At 60.6% G+C, this 16,425-nt stretch carries 9 protein-coding genes; 6 read left to right on the top strand and 3 right to left on the bottom strand.

Translation table 11 applies throughout. The features are described 5' to 3' along the window. Positions 1-75 precede the first annotated feature (75 nt). Positions 76-1,563, bottom strand: a complete 1,488-nt coding sequence (gene thiI / locus NFG57_RS10575) for a tRNA uracil 4-sulfurtransferase ThiI (RefSeq protein WP_348814270.1) — start codon at positions 1,561-1,563, stop codon at positions 76-78. Between the two features lie 132 nt (positions 1,564-1,695). Beyond that, the gene (locus NFG57_RS10570; protein WP_045994775.1) at positions 1,696-1,977 is read right to left on the bottom strand and encodes a hypothetical protein; all 282 of its coding nucleotides are present in this window, start codon (positions 1,975-1,977) and stop codon (positions 1,696-1,698) included. Positions 1,978-2,375: 398 nt separating this feature from the next. Here NFG57_RS10570 and NFG57_RS10565 point away from each other — a divergent pair, with 398 nt between their 5' ends. The 6 genes from NFG57_RS10565 (at position 2,376) to NFG57_RS10540 (ending at position 15,585) form a co-directional block, all read left to right on the top strand. Then, on the top strand, positions 2,376-4,319 hold the full coding sequence (locus NFG57_RS10565) for a TolC family outer membrane protein (RefSeq protein WP_231498687.1): 1,944 nt from the start codon (positions 2,376-2,378) through the stop codon (positions 4,317-4,319). Positions 4,320-4,590: 271 nt separating this feature from the next. After that, entirely contained in the window at positions 4,591-6,696 is a 2,106-nt protein-coding gene (locus NFG57_RS10560) for a type I secretion system permease/ATPase (protein ID WP_108133366.1), read from the top strand. After that, positions 6,696-8,114 (top strand): HlyD family type I secretion periplasmic adaptor subunit, encoded by a 1,419-nt coding sequence (locus NFG57_RS10555; RefSeq protein ID WP_045993760.1) that lies wholly within the window; start codon positions 6,696-6,698, stop codon positions 8,112-8,114. The genes NFG57_RS10560 and NFG57_RS10555 overlap by 1 nt, the downstream gene beginning before the upstream one ends. Then, positions 8,114-8,713: a response regulator transcription factor gene (locus NFG57_RS10550; protein WP_045993759.1), complete on the top strand. Its 600-nt coding sequence runs from the start codon at positions 8,114-8,116 to the stop codon at positions 8,711-8,713. Before NFG57_RS10555 ends, NFG57_RS10550 begins: the two co-directional genes overlap by 1 nt. A gap of 349 nt (positions 8,714-9,062) precedes the next feature. Continuing rightward, a complete protein-coding gene (locus NFG57_RS10545) occupies positions 9,063-14,276 on the top strand; it encodes a retention module-containing protein (protein ID WP_348814269.1) in 5,214 nt (1,737 codons plus the stop codon). 301 nt (positions 14,277-14,577) lie between these two features. Beyond that, complete coding sequence (locus NFG57_RS10540) at positions 14,578-15,585, top strand: DUF5801 repeats-in-toxin domain-containing protein (RefSeq protein WP_348814268.1); 1,008 nt, start codon at positions 14,578-14,580, stop codon at positions 15,583-15,585. 76 nt (positions 15,586-15,661) lie between these two features. On the opposite strand, the gene mtnN is transcribed toward NFG57_RS10540, so the two are convergent. Further along, positions 15,662-16,399 carry a 5'-methylthioadenosine/S-adenosylhomocysteine nucleosidase gene (mtnN, locus tag NFG57_RS10535; protein ID WP_045993756.1) on the bottom strand — a complete coding sequence of 246 codons (738 nt, stop codon included), beginning with the start codon at positions 16,397-16,399 and terminating at the stop codon, positions 15,662-15,664. Positions 16,400-16,425: the final 26 nt, after the last annotated feature.

Here is a 16,425-nt window from a genome sequence, read left to right as displayed (position 1 = left end):
AGGATCGAGGTCGTGTGCATCCGCTATCGTGCTTGGGCGCAGCCATGAAAAAGCCGTTGCGCAGACGGTGCATTGTCAGGAGGACGCCACCAGCAGGCCGACATGCTCAAGGCCTCGGTCCTTGAGGTGCAGCGCCTGTAGGCGGCTCATGACACCCTGGTCACAAAAGAGGAGATAGCGGGTGTCGGGATCCAGCGCATCGCTGCGGGTCGCCAGTTCATAGAAGGGAATATGATCGACGGGGCAGGCGAGTGGCCCAAGCGGACGGCGCTCGACGTCGTCCGGGGGCCGCACATCGATGACCCGGGTCGCCGTTCGGGCGAAGTCGTGGAGGCCTCCAAAGGAGACTTCTGCCAGGGGCTCCTGGGAGGGTGCGCTGACGCCTTTGGATACTGGCGCATCGACAGGCTGGCGAGTGGCGCTGGCCAGGGCGCGATCCAGCAGGTCGGCCGGTAGCCTGGCCTCTGCCGCCTGAAGTTCCTTCAGCGACGCCTTGACCCTGGGGCGGCTGGACATCCCGCCGCAGTACTCGGGCATTCGGCTCGACGCCTCAGCGGTAGCGATCCGGTGGGCCTCATCGATGATGGTCTGCTTGTCATCGGTCAGCAGCGGTCGCAACACCGGCAGGTGGCTGGCGCGGTCGATCAGGCCGAGATTGGTCAATGTCTGGCTCGATACCTGGGCGATAGCCTCTCCTGTCACCAGGGCGGCGATGCGCGCGCGTTGCGCGACTCTTGCGGCGGCCTCGATCATCAAACGCTTGAGCACCAGCGACACCAGGCCATCAGGTATCTCGCGACGCAAGGTCTCGACCACTTCCTCGAAGGGAACGGTGATGAAGTTGGCCTTATGGGAGGCACTGTATCGTTGCCACAGGTCTCGGGTCAGCGCCTTGACCGCGCCTTCCTGCTCCTGTCCGCCAAAACGAAAGAGGACAAACTGACACTTGATGCCGCGCCTGAGCATCCGATAGGCCGCCACCGGAGAGTCATAACCCCCGGACATCAGTACCAGTGCCTCTCCCTGGGTGCCTAGTGGAAAGCCACCGAGGCCCGGCCCAAGGTCGACTTCCTCGATCAAGGTGTCGCCATCGATCCGCAGTGGCACCACTACCTCCGGGGTGCTCAGGTCGACCCTGGCATCAGCAGCATGGGCGAGCAGCGCTGCGCCCAACGCACGCTCTACCTCCACCGAACCGAAGTCGTGATGTCCCTTGCGCTTGACCTTGACCTTGAAGCGCTTGCCTTCGATGTCCGATGCCCGTTCGCACGCCAGTTGTTCGATGGTGTTCTGCCAGTCCCCAAGCGGCCTGTTACGTGTCCTGGCCGCGCGCTGAACGCCCGGTATCCGGGTCATGCTCGCTTCCAGTGCCAGACGATCGCCGCGAGAAAGCTCCCGCGGAAGTCTTACGACCAGATGGTCCCATTGGGCAACGACCTTGGTCTTGGGCTCCTGGCGCCTGAGTGCATTGCGCAGATTGGTGGCCAGGCAGCGACCCATGTGGCGTCTCACCGAGGCGGACTTGGTGGCGATGTCGGCAGAAAGGGAAAGACGATATTCCATGGTGTGAACGCCGAAACTACGATGTAAGAATAGTAACCTTGATCCAGATCAAGTTTGATGGAGATCTTCGAGATTCCGCCGACGGCAGGGGGGCGATCGGCGGGGGGCAGGAAAAAAAGACGAAAAAATGCGTCAGTACAGCGCTTTTTCTTCCTGTACGACCTCTTTGAGAAGCTCCAGGAAGAGCCGGTCGGCTTCGGAGTGCTCCTCGGCGCTGTCAGGGATATGAATGCTGGTGGTGTCCGAGATTTCGTTGGCAATGTCGGCCATGACGCCACTGTCGCTGCCACTTTCCAGGTGCCGGCGGGCGATCTCGAGAGAGGTCTCCAGGACCTTGGGGTCCTGCAGCAACTTTTTGATAAAGCCGGTCAATTCATTGATGACACGGGTTTTTTGAATTTCGGATGAGGCCATCGGTGACTCCTTGGCTAGGCGCTTGATCCAAGGGATTACGATAGCATGTTTGTGGACTGCTACGGGACAGGTTTGCTGTAGGGCGATGTTGTGGATTCTGTCAAGTGGTGCCTTGCCTGACCATGATGACATTGAATGACGAGATGTTACTGAATGTGTTCGAATGTGAGAGGATTGTAGTTGTAACAGTAGTTGTGGCTGGATGGGATGTTAGCAGCGTTGGGGAAGCGCTCGACAATCGGCGCTACAGGGAAACTGCTCGCCCATCCCGGGGATGATGAGAATGGTAGCGCCGAAGCAGCACGGCTGGTCCTGCAGAATCCGGGGTTGTTGGGCTAGTTCGTTGGTACTAGATTCAACTGTACTGGCTGCGGCCATTGATAATTAAGGGAACACGAATGAAAACGATCCGCCGAGAACCTCGCTCTTCCATGGTGCGGCCGCTGGTCAGTGCCATCGCATTGGCCTCTACGTCAATGCTGATGGGGTCAGGAGTCATGGCCCAGGACGCGCAGACGTTGCCGCCTGGCACGACATCGCCCGGTGCGGCGACCCTGCGTGACGTCGTGGAGCAGACCATCAATACCAATCCTGAGGTGCTAGCGGCCTGGAATGGCTTCCAGGCGGCGGGCCACGATGAGCGGGTGGCCTTTGGGGGCTATCTGCCTCAGATTGACGTCAATGCAGGCGTCGGCCTCGAGGATCGTCAGAATGATCAACAGGGCAGCTACGACACCGACTATGTCGAGGTGACGCTGAACCAGATGATCTATGACGGCTTCGCCACCGCCAGTGAGGTCGAGCGTCTAAGCCGGGCAGAACTGGTACGCTACTACGAGCTGCTGGGGGCGAGTCAGGACGCGGCGTTGGACGCAACTAATGCCTATCTTGATGTTCAGCGTTACCGTCGCCTGGTGGGCCTGGCCCAGGACAACTATCAGAAGCACCTGGAGGTCTACCAGCAGATCGAGGCCCGCGCTCTGTCAGGTGCCGGTCGTCGCGTCGACCTGGAGCAGATCAGCGGTCGTCTGGCGCTGGCCGAATCGAACCTGATCACCGAAGCGTCCAACCTGCACGATGTCTCTGCCCGCTTCCAGCGTCTGGTGGGGGAATTGCCGCCGGAAGCTCTGGCGCCTGCGCCGACCTTCGCCGAGCAGCTACCCGCTGACGTCGCCCAGGCGTTGCAGCTAGCCTACGAGGGTAACCCGGACTTCCATGCCGCCATCGAGAACATCGAGGCCGCCCGCGCCGAGCGTGAAGGCACCAAGTCGCCCTTCCATCCCAGGCTTGACCTGGTGGGCCGCAGTGGTACCTACAAGGGCAGTGACACCGACGGCGACTTCATTTCCGACAATGATCATGAAGACCGTCACAGCATCGAACTGGTGGGTAGCCTCAATCTGTATCGCGGCGGCAGCGACCTGGCGTCGTTCCGCGCCGCCAGTGATCGCGTCGAGCAGGCGGTCAATCTGCGTGACAAGGCATGCGTCGACATTCGTCAGACCACCACCATCGCCTACAACGACACCCGTCGTCTGCGCGACCAGTTGGAATACCTGAACGAGCACCGTCAGACGACCGATCGCGTACGCGGAGCCTACAAGCAGCAGTTCGATATCGGTCAGCGTTCGCTGCTCGACCTGCTGGACATCGAGAACGAGTATTTCGAGGCGAGTCGTGCCTATGTGAACGCGCAGTATGACGTCGCTCTGGCAGATGCGCGCACCCTGCGTGCCACCGGTAGCCTGCTGGAGGTGCTGGAGGTGCGCAAGGATGGACTGCCGAGCCTCGCCGAGCTGGACAGCAACGGTGTGTCGATCACGCCGGATATCGTCTGTCCGGCGGTAGGTCCGCGGTCCTACAGCATCGAGGAGCTCACCGGCTCCACACGGGCTCCGGACGTCGTCATGCCTGCGGACGCTCTGTTCGAGATCAACAGCTACGTGCTGAGCGCGAGCGCCAAGCAGGAACTGAGTGCGTTGGCCGACCGTATCCGTGGCCGTAACGACCTGGTCCGGGTATTCATCGCTGGCCATGCGGACATCTCGGGTACCGATGCCATCAATGATCCACTGTCGCGTAATCGAGCGGCAGCGGTGGGCCAGTACCTGGTCAGCCAGGGCGTCAGTGCTTCGCTGATTGAAACCCGGGGCTATGGCTCGCATCGGCCTGTTCAGTCCAACGACACCGTCGAAGGTCGTCGCCAGAACCGTCGAGTGGAGATCACACTTGAACGCAGTGGCGAGAATCTGGACATGGGGGCATTGCCTGGTTCCGCCGGTGATGACAGTGTGTCCCTTGCCTGGGCGCGAGGGGAACAGGGTCGCGGCCTGGAGGGCTAGAAGCTCAGTGGATGATCGCGTCCTCGCTTCTCGGGGACGCCATTTCCCGGAATATGGATGCAACTGCCACGTTCTGGTCCTTGCATCGCCGCAAAGGAAGCCGTGACGACAGCAGGGATGATAGGCCGGGTCGCACGGAAAGGGCGTTCTGGTACAGCCATCGGCCGACAGAGAGGTTTACGTGGACGATTCACGAGTTGCGGATGAAGCAGAATTTACAACACCTGAAGCGCAGGAGCAGGACGAAGACAGAGGCCCAGTCAAGGATGAGTTGCTGGAAGTGCTGCTGTCGATTGCTCACTACCACGAGCATGATGTCAGTGCGGATTCCCTGACAGCGGGCCTGCCGTTGGAAGATGGCGCACTGACGCCAGGGATATTTCCCCGGGCGTCGGAACGTGCCGGGCTGACGGCGCGACTCGTCAAGAGTCGCCTCGTTCAGTTGAACCCTGCGCTATTTCCTGTCGTGCTGTTGCTGGAGCCGGGGCGCGCCTGCGCATTGCTCGATATCGATGTCAAGGCGCGTACCGCTCAGGTGATTTACCCCGAATTGGGGCAGGCGTCGGTAGAAATCTCGCTGGACGAGCTTCACGAACGTTACAGCGGGACGGCGATCTATACGCGGCCGCGGTTCCGTTTCGACGCCCGGTCGAAGGATGTCAACGAGAAGCGTTCTGGGCATTGGTTCTGGAGCGTGATCAAGGAAAACAGACGCCTTTACCGTGACGTGATACTGGGCTCTGTCGCCATCAACATCTTCGCGCTGGCGATGCCCCTGTTCGTTCTCAATGTCTATGACCGCGTGGTGCCCAATCACGCCACCGAGACGCTGTGGGTGTTGTCCATCGGTGCCCTGATCGTACTGGCATTCGACTTGACGCTCAGGTTGATGCGTTCGAGCTTTGTCGATCTTGCGGCCAGTCGAGCTGACGTCAAGCTCTCGTCGCGTATCATGTCTCGCGTCATGGGGATGCGGATGGAGGCCAAGCCTGCCTCGACCGGTTCCTTTGTCTCGATGCTGCAATCCTTCGAGTCGGTTCGGAGCTTTATCGGCTCCGCCACCGTGATCGCCATGGTGGACCTGCCGTTCGTTCTGATGTTCATCGCCATCATTGGCCTGATAGGACCTGCACTGGTCATTCCTATCGTGGTTGGCGTGCTGTTTATCTTGCTCTACGCCCTCGGTGCCCAGGGAAAGCTGCACGACTTGTCGGAGACTACCCTGAAGGTAGGGGCGCAACGTAACGCTACTCTGGTGGAATCGGTCTCCCAGCTCGAGACGGTCAAGACGCTGCGGGGCGAGAGCCGAGTTCAGGGGCAATGGGAGCAGGCCAGCGCCTTTCTCTCGCGCACCGGGGCTCAGTTGAAGTTCCTCGGAACCTCGGTCACCAGTATCGCCCAGTGGACCCAGAATACCGTCGGTATCTGCGTCATTCTTATCGGCGTCTATCTGATCATCGACGGCAATCTTTCCCAGGGTGGGCTGATCGCTGCCTATATGCTCTCGTCTCGTGCGCTGGCACCGGTCAGCCAGGCCGCCGCACTGCTGGCTCAGTATCATCAATCTGCCACGGCCCTGGAGTCGTTGGATAGAGTGATGGAAATGCCGGTGGAACGTGAGGAAAAGAGTTACATCGATCGTCCCGCCGTCAAGGGACTGGTGAAGTTCGACAAGGTTACCTTCCGCTACCCCCAGGCCGAGAATGACAGCCTTCGCGACGTCTCTCTGTCGATAGCACCAGGCCAGAAGGTGGCGCTGCTGGGACGAGTCGGCTGTGGCAAGACCACGTTGCAGAAGTTATTGCTCGGTCTGTACCAGCCGACGTCGGGGGCGGTACTGATCGACGATGTGGACATTCGTCAGTTTGACCCCCTGCAGTTGAGGCGACATATCGGCTATGTGCCTCAGGACGTGCGTCTGTTTTACGGCTCATTGAAGGACAACATCATCGCCGGTGCCGGCAGCGAAGGGGTGGATGATGATCTGCTGCTCAAGGCCATCCGTATCAGTGGGCTCGATGGACTCGTCAGCACACACCCTCAGGGCGTCGAGCTGCAGGTAGGCGAAGGCGGACAGATGCTTTCGGGTGGTCAGAAGCAGGCGGTAGCGATCGCGCGTGCCATCGTGCACGATCCGGCGATCTTGTTGCTGGATGAGCCGACCAGCGCCATGGACCACGCCAGCGAGGAGGCCTTCAAGCGCAACCTCAAGGATTACGCTGGGGGCAAGACGATGGTGGTGGTGACGCACCGCACGTCACTGTTGTCGCTGGTGGATCGTATCGTGGTCATCGACTCTGGCAAGGTGGTCGCAGATGGTGAGCGTGACAGCGTCATGGATGCGCTGCGCAAAGGCCAGATCGGGAGGGCCAGCTGATGTCCAGCAAGAGTGCCGAACAGAAGGGATTCGAAGGCGTCGGTCGCGTATCACGCAAAGGTGGCAAAGTCTTTCGCCCCTTTATCGACCGGTTGTTTGCGCGTCGCGTCAGCGCATCCCATCTCAACAGAGATTGGGCGAGCGACGCAGACTGGGCGCGAATGCAGCAGGATCCTCTGCGCGCCAGGCTGATGCTGTACATGGTTGTCGTAGCGATCATCTGCGTGATCGTCTGGGCCTGCTTTGCGCCGATCGATGAGGTGACACGCGGTAGCGGCAGGGTCATACCCTCCAGCCAGCTTCAGCGGGTGCAAAGCTTCGATGGAGGCGTGGTTCAGGAGATTCGCGTCAGCGAAGGTGATTTTGTTTCCACCGGCGATCTGCTGATGCGCATCGACCCGACGCGTTTTCTCTCGAACTTCAACGAGAACCGGGCGAAGGCGGAAACCCTGCAAGCCAAGGCCGAGCGACTGAGGGCGCTGGCTACCGGGTCGGACTTCTCTCCGTCGGAGGCATTGATTGAGCAGGCGCCCAATATCGTCTCCCGTGAGCGCGAGCTATACCACAGTAGTCTGGAAACGCTGGATGAGCAGAAGCAGATACTGCAGGAGCGACTGGCACAGCGCCGGGCGGAGCTCAACGAGGCGACTGCGCGTCGCAACGCAGCCAGTCGCGAGCTGAATCTTGCCAGTCAGGAACTCAACATGACGCGCCCTCTGCTGTCCAGCGGGGCGGTCTCAGAGGTTGAAGTGCTGCGCTTGCAGCGTGAGGTCTCCAGGGCGAGTGGTGAGCGCAATCAAGCGACGGCTCAGGTGTCGCGGCTGGAGTCGGCGATTCAGGAGGCGCTGGGTGAGCTTCGCGAGGTCGATGCGAAGGCGCGCAATGAGTGGCGTCAGGAGCTGTCGGCGACCCTGGGTGAACTGTCGGCCCTGGACGAGTCCAGCGAGGGGCTTCAGGACAGGGTGCGCCTCTCCGAGATACGTTCGCCGGTCGATGGTGTCGTTCAGCGTCTGGCGATCAATACGATCGGCGGGGTGGCTCAGCCCGGTCAGGAGGTGGTCGATATCGTCCCGACCGACGACGCCCTGGTGGTCGAGGCCAAGATCGCGCCGCAGGACATCGCGTTTCTACGCCCGGGCCTGCCTGCGACCATCAAGCTGACGGCCTATGACTTTTCCATCTATGGCGGGTTGGATGCCCAGCTGGAGCACATCAGCGCGGACACTACCACCGATGAAGAGGGAAACACCTACTATCGGGTTCGAGTGCGAACCGAAGACAGCGCTGAAGCCGAAGCGGTGGATGTCATCCCGGGCATGACCGCTCAGGTGGATATCCTGACCGGCAAGCGAACGGTGATGCAGTTCCTGCTGAAGCCGGTACTGCGCGCCTGGGGTAACGCGATGGGAGAGCGGTGATGACTCGATACCTGGTCTACCAAGGAAGTAGCGAGGTACCGCGCTGGAATGATGCCTTCAGTGAACTGGAAGTGGTCGCTCCTCACAGTGTCATCGATCATGCCGTCAAGGGCGATCTCGCCTGGGTAGTGGTTGAAGGCGGCGACTGGACGGGACTGTGCACGCGTTTGGCCAGCAAGGGAGTGCTGGTGTCGGTGCTATCCTTCAACCCGCATTCCGCAGAAGCGTATGAAGCCTTCACCGCTGGCGCCAGGGGCTATGTCCACGCGCTTTCTACCCCCGAAGTGCTGCGTCAGGTCGATGTCGTGGTGAGGCACCGGGGCATCTGGCTTTGGCCCGAGTTGATGGACAGCCTGGTGGGCGGTGTCTTCAAGGCCATGGGTGGGGCGCCTGCTGTGCACCACGACTTGCTGGAAGGTTTGACCGAGCGCGAGAAGGATGTTGCGCTGGCTGTGGCGGAGGGCCAAAGCAACAAGCTGGTGGCGCGAGAGCTCGGTATTACCGAGCGAACCGTCAAGGCCCATCTCGGGGCCGTCTTCCGCAAGTTGGGGGTCAAGGATCGGATGCAGTTGATCCTGCGCCTCTCCAGGGATCGTTGACGGCGAAAGAAGTGGTCATTACCGCGCGACAGTTTAAAGGGGGCTTTTTGCCCCCTTTTTCTGTGGTAGAACGGTTGATCTGATGTCGTCAAGTGCTGGCGTCTCGGTCTCTGCACCTTACTCCGGAAATAGAGCCCTGGAATAGTGCCGTTACTTTTCGGTCTGGGAAAGTCGTTGGTTGAAGTAAGAGATTATCTTTATATTTTGCAATAAACACTTCTTAATTGTGCATTTGTGGGTTGTTCCGATGGAGAACTCTCTCACTTGACCTACTAGACAGTATCGCCCGCACGGGGCCGCCCCTATTTTCTGTGGAAACCCAATAAGCAGAAAGCACGGGGCTAAACCCATGAATATCATTGCTACCGCAGGAAGTGTGTGGATTGTCGACCAGGCAGGCGAACAGCGGGTGGCCAGGCCCGGCGATGTGCTGCAGCCAGGCCAGCGACTTGTCGCCGGAGATGACGGGCGAGTGGTTGTTTCGTCAAGTTCCGGACAGCTACCGCTGGTGCTTGAATCCGGCGAGACAATGGAAATGCCGCTGGGCCAGGGCGACGCCCAATCGTTTCCCTCAGATGAGTTGCTTCTTGCGCAGACTGTCCCGGCCGAGTTGATTCAGGCTTCGCTGCTGCAGGACGAGCAGTTGGAAGAGGTGTTCGAGGTGCTGGAATCGGGCCGGGACCTCTTCGATGTCTTCGACGATCCTGACGCGGGTCCTGGGGCTGGCCCCGGCAACGACAATGGGCATTCTTTCGTCCGTCTTTTGCGTATTCTCGAGCAGGTTTCTCCACTCGCCTTCGAGTACGGCCTGGACTCGGCCGATGGACAGGAACCCCGACTATTCCTGGGAGATATCGTCGATGGCGATAACCCTGGCGAGGAGGGTGGCGAAGAGGAAGAAGACAACGATGTCAGCCTAGGCGGCTTGGAAGGTGGTCCAGACGGCTCCGGTATAGACCCAGACGCCGGTGATCTTCCGGGGGGGCTGGAAGGCGCCGAGCTCGTGGTTCGAGAGTCTGCGCTAGCCCAGGGTAGTCGTCCATCGGCGGACGCCTTGGCGCAGTCCAGCAGTTTCAACTTCGACACTCCCGATGGTCTCGGCGCGCTGACGTTGGGAGGGACGCTCTCCTTGACGCTGGCGGACCTTCAGGCCCTGGAGGGGACTCCCAGGTCCCTCGATACGCCCCATGGCATCCTCTGGCTTGATGGTTTTCAGGGTGACGCCACTGGCGGGACCGTTCTTTACCACTTTGAGCTGACCAATACCGTCGACAATGACGAGACGCAGGGGGCCACCGATGGCGGCTTCCTGGAGCAGATCGAAGTGACGGTGACGGATGTCGATGGTGACGGCCGCACTGCCAGCCTGGATGTGCTGATTCTCGATGATGTTCCTGGCATCGAGCTGGGCGGTCCCGCCGAGGTGGGGGAAGGCAGTACCATCGAGGGGAGCTGGAGCGCCGTCGATGGTGCCGATGGTGTGGCCAGTCTCGTTGTGTCGGTCGCTGGCATCGATGAGTCCTTTGCGCTGGGACAGGAGATCGTGCTCGAGGAAGGACGGTTGATCGTGGAGGCTGATGGAAGTTGGTCATTCACCGCTGCCGTCGGACTCGATCAGAGAGCATCACCGTCGGTGGAGTTCAGTCTGGTACAGACCGACGGAGACGGTGATCAAGCCGATGCTCACCAGCGTATCGAGATCTTCGACGCAACAGTCCCGACCACACCCACGGATGGCGGTGATCCGGATGCGGCGCCTGCCGAGGTAGTGCTCGATGAGGACGGCCTGGATGGCGGTATCCCCGGCGGTGATGGCGATGTCGCGGGCGAGGCCACGGTCATCACCGGTGCGCTCGGCTACGACTTCGGCGATGACGGGCCGGCAGTCAGCGGCGCCTTTGCCTGGTCGCAGGTGGGTCTGCCGGCGTTGAGCTCCCGCGGTGAGGTGCTGAATTTCGCCGTGTCGGATGATGGCCTGAGCCTGGTGGCGGCCACGGCAGCGGGCGAAGACGCGCTGCGCATCACCCTGACAGACCTCGCCAGCGGTGCCTTCGAGGTGAGCCTGCTGCGTCCGCTCGACCATCCGGAAAATTCCACCGAGGACGAACTGGCCATGTCGGTCGGCTACACCGTCGCCGATATTGACGGTAGCGAGGCATCCGGCCAGCTCGACGTTCGCATCGATGATGATACCCCGGTGGCGTCGGTGACCACGGGGAACACCCTGATCGACGCCAACGCCAGCTCAGGCGTTATCCAGGTGGCCGAGGGCGCCACCGTCGAAGGCAACTGGTCTCTGAGCCCCGGCGCGGATGGATTCTCCGTCATCGACGTACTGATCAATGGGGCGCCCCTGAGCTTTTCCAGTCTGCCTGGCAGTGACGAGCAGACCACGTTGACCCTGGCGCAGGGCGACCTGACCCTGGGAGGTGACGGTAGCTGGTCCTTTACAGCAGCCAGCGGGCTCGACAACAGTACGCCGCAGAACGTCGATGTCGTGCTTCGCGTGACCGATGGTGACGGTGACGTCGTCGAACTGGATATCAGTGGCGAGATCCTGGACGCATCGGGGCCCACCACCCCAACGGATGGCGGTGATCCGGATGCGGCGCCTGCCGAGGTGGTGCTCGATGAGGACGGCCTGGATGGCGGTATCCCCGGCGGTGATGGCGATGTCGCGGGCGAGGCCACGGTCATCACCGGTGCGCTCGGCTACGACTTCGGCGACGACGGCCCGGCAGTCAGCGGCGCCTTCGCCTGGTCGCAGGTGGGTCTGCCGGCGTTGAGCTCGCGCGGTGAGGTGCTGAATTTTGCCGTGTCGGATGATGGCCTGAGCCTGGTTGCGGCCACGGCAGCGGGCGAAGAGGCGCTGCGCATCACCCTGACAGACCTTGCCAGCGGTGCCTTCGAGGTGAGCCTGCTGCGTCCGCTCGACCATCCGGAAAATTCCACCGAGGACGATCTGGCCATGTCGGTCGGTTACACCGTCGCCGATGTTGACGGTAGCGAGGCATCCGGCCAGCTCGACATTCGCATCGATGATGATGCGCCGGAGGGCATCGTCTCGGAAGCTTTACTGCTTGAAAATGGCAGCACTGGAGAACTGGCACTTCCGGGCGGGTATGGTGCGGATGGGCAAGGGGCCCCGATCCGCTTCGACGGTGCGCTGGATGGGGCGCCGGTGGAAGACGTCAATGGCAACACCATCATGTTGGATGGCGGACCACTGTCCTGGAGGCTGGCCGACAATGGGGTCGAGCTGGAGGCGGTGACAGCCACCGGACAGGTAGGCTTCAGCGTGGTGCTGGATGAATCAAGCAATCAGGCCCGTCTCGTTGTCGGGGAAGGTGAGCTGTCTGTTTTCACTCGGCTTGATGGTGACATCGTGGCGACCGCCATTTCGCAGAGCGCGACCCAGGGTGTGCTGGATGTCTCCGAGGGCGGTCTTGATTCGCAGCTGGTGTTCTCCGCGGTGGCCGGCGTTGCGATTGCCGACGGATCACTCATCGTCGGGGCGGGACAGATTGATGAAGGAGACCAGCTGCGTGTCGATATGGTCGCGGGGGCCGAGGAAACCGGCGGTGTGGTGTCCTGGGACTCACATGTGCGCGTCGGCGAGTTTCGCCAGAGTATCTCGATGGCTGGCGCTGACAACGCGCGAGCCACCCTGCTGCTCAGTGCCCGGGCCTACTCGTCACAGCAGGGGGAAGATGAGCCTCTGCCGCTGTCGGCCGGGGACCTGCGCATTCTCGATCAACGGGGCGTGGATGTGACGTCGGAGGTTCAGATCGATGTCATCGATGGGGATCTCAAGGTTGAAGGCTTGCAGGATGGCTGGTCGTTTGTCATCAACAGCGCCGAGGGCATCCAGGCCATCATCATCGAAGGCGGGAACGGTGAACCCTTTGGGCTTGGCAGCGTCGACATCGTCCGTGGGGCTGCGCCAGGAGACGCATCGGTGCCGCTGCCCCTCGAGGCTGCCGATGGCGACGGTGACAAGGCGTCCGGTGAGCTTTCCTTGATCCTGTCAGGCCCGGGTGAGCTCGTTGTGAGCAACAATGCCAACAATACTATCACCACGGGTGGGGGCGACGATGTCGTCATCGCGGACAAGGGTGGGGCAACGATCATCATCGACCCAGCAGGCAACTATAACCTCTCCTTTATTCTCGACTCGTCGGTCAGCATGAATGCAGAAGTCGATACGCCCAGGCCGGATGGATCGGGCAACTATACCCGCCTCGAGCTGCTGAAGGCAGCAATGCTGCGACAGCTCGAGACCCTGGCAGACTTCGAAGGTACCTTGAATCTTCAACTGATCGATTTCGACGGCGTAGCGCGAAATCCTGTCGTGTTCGAAGACTTCAGTAGTGCTGACCTGGCTGCGGCCAGGGCCTATATCCTCGGTATGGAAGCCAAGGGATCCACCAATTTCGATGCAGGCTTCGTTGCCAGTACGGACTTCTTCACCCGCATGTCGGATATCAACAGCTTCGAGTCAACGGCGGTCTTTGTCACCGACGGGCTACCGACAATCTGGCTGGACGAGGATGGCAAGCTGGTGATCCCGGATCCGCTGGAGCCCGGTTCTCTTGCGGCGGTGGAGGAATCGGTGGCGTCCTTCGAAGCACTGCTCGAAGTGGCCGATTCGGTCCACGGGATCGGCATAGGGGAAGATAGTCTGGTTGATTACATCCGCCATTTTGACAATACCGACATCCTGGCGAGTGACGTCGAGACTGCGTTGGAAGACGGCAATACCTATACCGGATCCGCCGGTGAGATCAACGTGGTCAACACCGAGGAAGATCTGAATCTTGCTCTTGATACGGGGTCAAGTACCTCGGATCTAGAACCCTTGGGGAGTGACCAGGTATTTGCCGGGGCGGGGGATGATCTTGTATTCGGAGACACGGTCAACTCCGATGATCTCGAATGGGTTAACGGCGATTCCGGGGAGGAGTTTTCATCGGGAGAGCACAATGGTCTAGGTTATGAAGGCCTCTATGAGTTTCTGAAGTGGTCTCCCGATTTTGGCAATGGCACCGCGCCAACGACTGATGAGGTCAAGGCGTATGTTCTGGCCAACGTAGATTCACTGATGAACCTGGAGCGCCAGGACGGTGGTATCGATGAGCTATATGGTGAACAGGGCGATGATGTCCTGATAGGCGGCGCAGGGCAGGATGTTCTGGTGGGCGGTAAAGGAGATGATGTTCTGTGGGGAGGCCTGGATAGTGATCAATTTGTATGGGATGCCGCAGACGCCGAGGTCCCTTCTGTTGATCGTATCGAGGACTTCACTCTCGGAACCACCGATCAAGCTGACAAGCTCGATCTGAGCGGTCTGTTGATCGATGGCGCTGCGTCGGACCTGTCCAGCTATCTGGTGGCTGTCGACGAAGGCGAGGATATTCTCCTGAAGATCAAGACCGATGGCGGGATTGACGCGTCCGGGAACAACGCTGACCTGACCATCGAACTGGGCGGCCTCGGTGTGGCCGGAAGTGGTGAACAGGTGCTGCAGCAGATGCTTGATGATGGACAATTGATCGTCGAGTGACGATGCGTTTTGCAAAAGGGCCTGGCGATGCCAGGCCCTTTTTGTATGCGTCAGTTCACATTCGAGTATCAACAGCAGGACTTTCCTTCAGAAGCAGCCAGTGATGACTGTGGTGGTCTTAGCGATGCCGGGAAAGGAGACATCATCCAGCTGCTGACGCCTTGTCATGTTTTGCTTTGCAGCTTCGCTATTTCTTCCTTCGTTTGTGCGAGGATTGTTCTTTAGTACGGTGCGTGTGCTCCCTTGCCTGTCATTTTTAGTGTTGTATGGATGAAATCACATTAGGGACAGGTAAAGTGTCATGGAAGATGCCGTAATCGTCGCCGCTTCAGGAGGCGTCTGGATAAAAGACGCCGAAGGAAATCTGAAGGTGGCCTTGGCGGGAGATCGCCTTGAAGAGGGGAGTGTTCTGGTAACAGGGCCGACGGGAGTGGCTCGAATAGATGGGGGAAAGGGCCTGCTCGACGAGCACAGCCTGCCCAAAGGTATCGCCGGCGGTCCCGGCGACGCCCCGGGAACCGAGGTGGTGAACACCGGCTGTAACGACAGCGCGAGCGCCAACCTCGGGTTCGACTCTGGGGCTGATGGTGCTGCCGTGCAGGGTGCTTTCCGCTGGGACCTCGACGGGCTGCCTGAGTTGACCAGCCGAGACTCTCCAGTCGAGTTTGTGGTGAGTTCAGACGGCTACACCGTGATGGGCAATGATGCTGATGGCGAGCGGGTCCTGACCATTAGTCTGGTGGATGCCGAGGCCGGTGATGTGGTGGTCTACCTGAGCAAGGATGTCGACCACCCGAAGGGCGGCCAGGAAAGCGATCTGTCGCTCGAGTTGGGCTACGCCACTACCGACAAGGATGGCTCGACAGTGAGCGGGACGCTTGAGGTGGTGATCAATGACGATACGCCAACCATCACCGGCATCGATCCGGAGGGCTTCGGGGCCGCGATGGCAGGGTCAAGCCGAGCAGCCGCGCTACCGCTGTTGGCGGAAGAGGATGAGCTGGCCTGGAGTCTGGGAGAGCCTGCGTCCAGCGCTGACAGCTCCTACGCCACTGCGGTCGATGTCTTGGGCAATATGCTGGATCTAAGAGAGTTGCTCGAAGACATTGGTGATCTGGAAGGTGGTGAAAAGGTCCTGGCCATCGCAGATGGCGAAGACACCGTGGTCCACGTGAAGCTCGATGGAGGGCTCTTGCAGGACGGCAGCAATGCGGATGTTCAGGTGACGCTAACGGGGGTGTCCATGGACGGAAGCAGTGACGACTTTCTGGTCAGGCTGCTGGAGAGTTCACAGCCGGATATCGGTTGAGCGAGTGGCAGCACGCCCGGCTGTAGCCGGGCGTGCTGTCAGGATGACGGCAGTGCTTTCTGGCGAGACAGAGTTGTCAGGCCGGCTGCTGTCGGTCAACGGCAGGTTGCGGTGACGCCAGTCGTTGCACCATTGCCGTCACCATACGGCTGGAGTGATCCGCCGCCTGCTCGAGGAATTCCTCGAAGGACAGGTGGTTGTCACCTTGCCCGGCGATATCGGACAAGGCGCGAATCACCACGAAGGGGCAACCGTAGAGGTGGCAGGTCTGGGCAATCGCGGCCGCCTCCATTTCTGCCGCCAGCATGGTGGGAAAGCGGTTGCGGGTGCGCGAGACAAGATCGGGGCACGCCATGAAGACGTCGCCGGTCGCGATCAGGCCCTCGACCACCTTGACCTCAGCCATGCCTTCGACGCAGTCCCGTGCCACCCGAACCAGGCGTTCATCCGGGAGATAGGCCGCCGGCATATTGGGCACCTGGCCATGTTCGTAGCCGAATACCACCGCGTCGACATCGTGGTGGCGCACCTCGCTGGACACCACCACGTCGCCGATCGACAGTCCTTCGCCGAACCCGCCTGCGGAACCCGTGTTGATGATCGCCTCGGGCTGGTAGTTGTCCAGCAGCAGCGTCGCCCCGATGGCGGCGTTGACCTTGCCGATCCCGGATTGCAGCAGTACGACCTCGACCCCATGCAGGCGGCCGATGTAGAAGGTGGAGCCGACGTGGGTGCGGGTCCTGACGTCTTCCAGCTGGGCCGCCAGTTGGGCGACTTCCTGCGCCATGGCTCCGATGATGCCAATGCGTTTCATGCGATTCCTCTTGAGGTGGAGCTTCG

Origin of the sequence: Halomonas sp. H10-59 (assembly GCF_040070555.1) — a bacterium.
GTDB classification, from domain to species: domain Bacteria; phylum Pseudomonadota; class Gammaproteobacteria; order Pseudomonadales; family Halomonadaceae; genus Halomonas; species Halomonas litopenaei.
The sequence above is the reverse complement of the archived record's forward strand: the minus strand, read 5'-3'. Positions and strand labels throughout refer to the sequence as shown.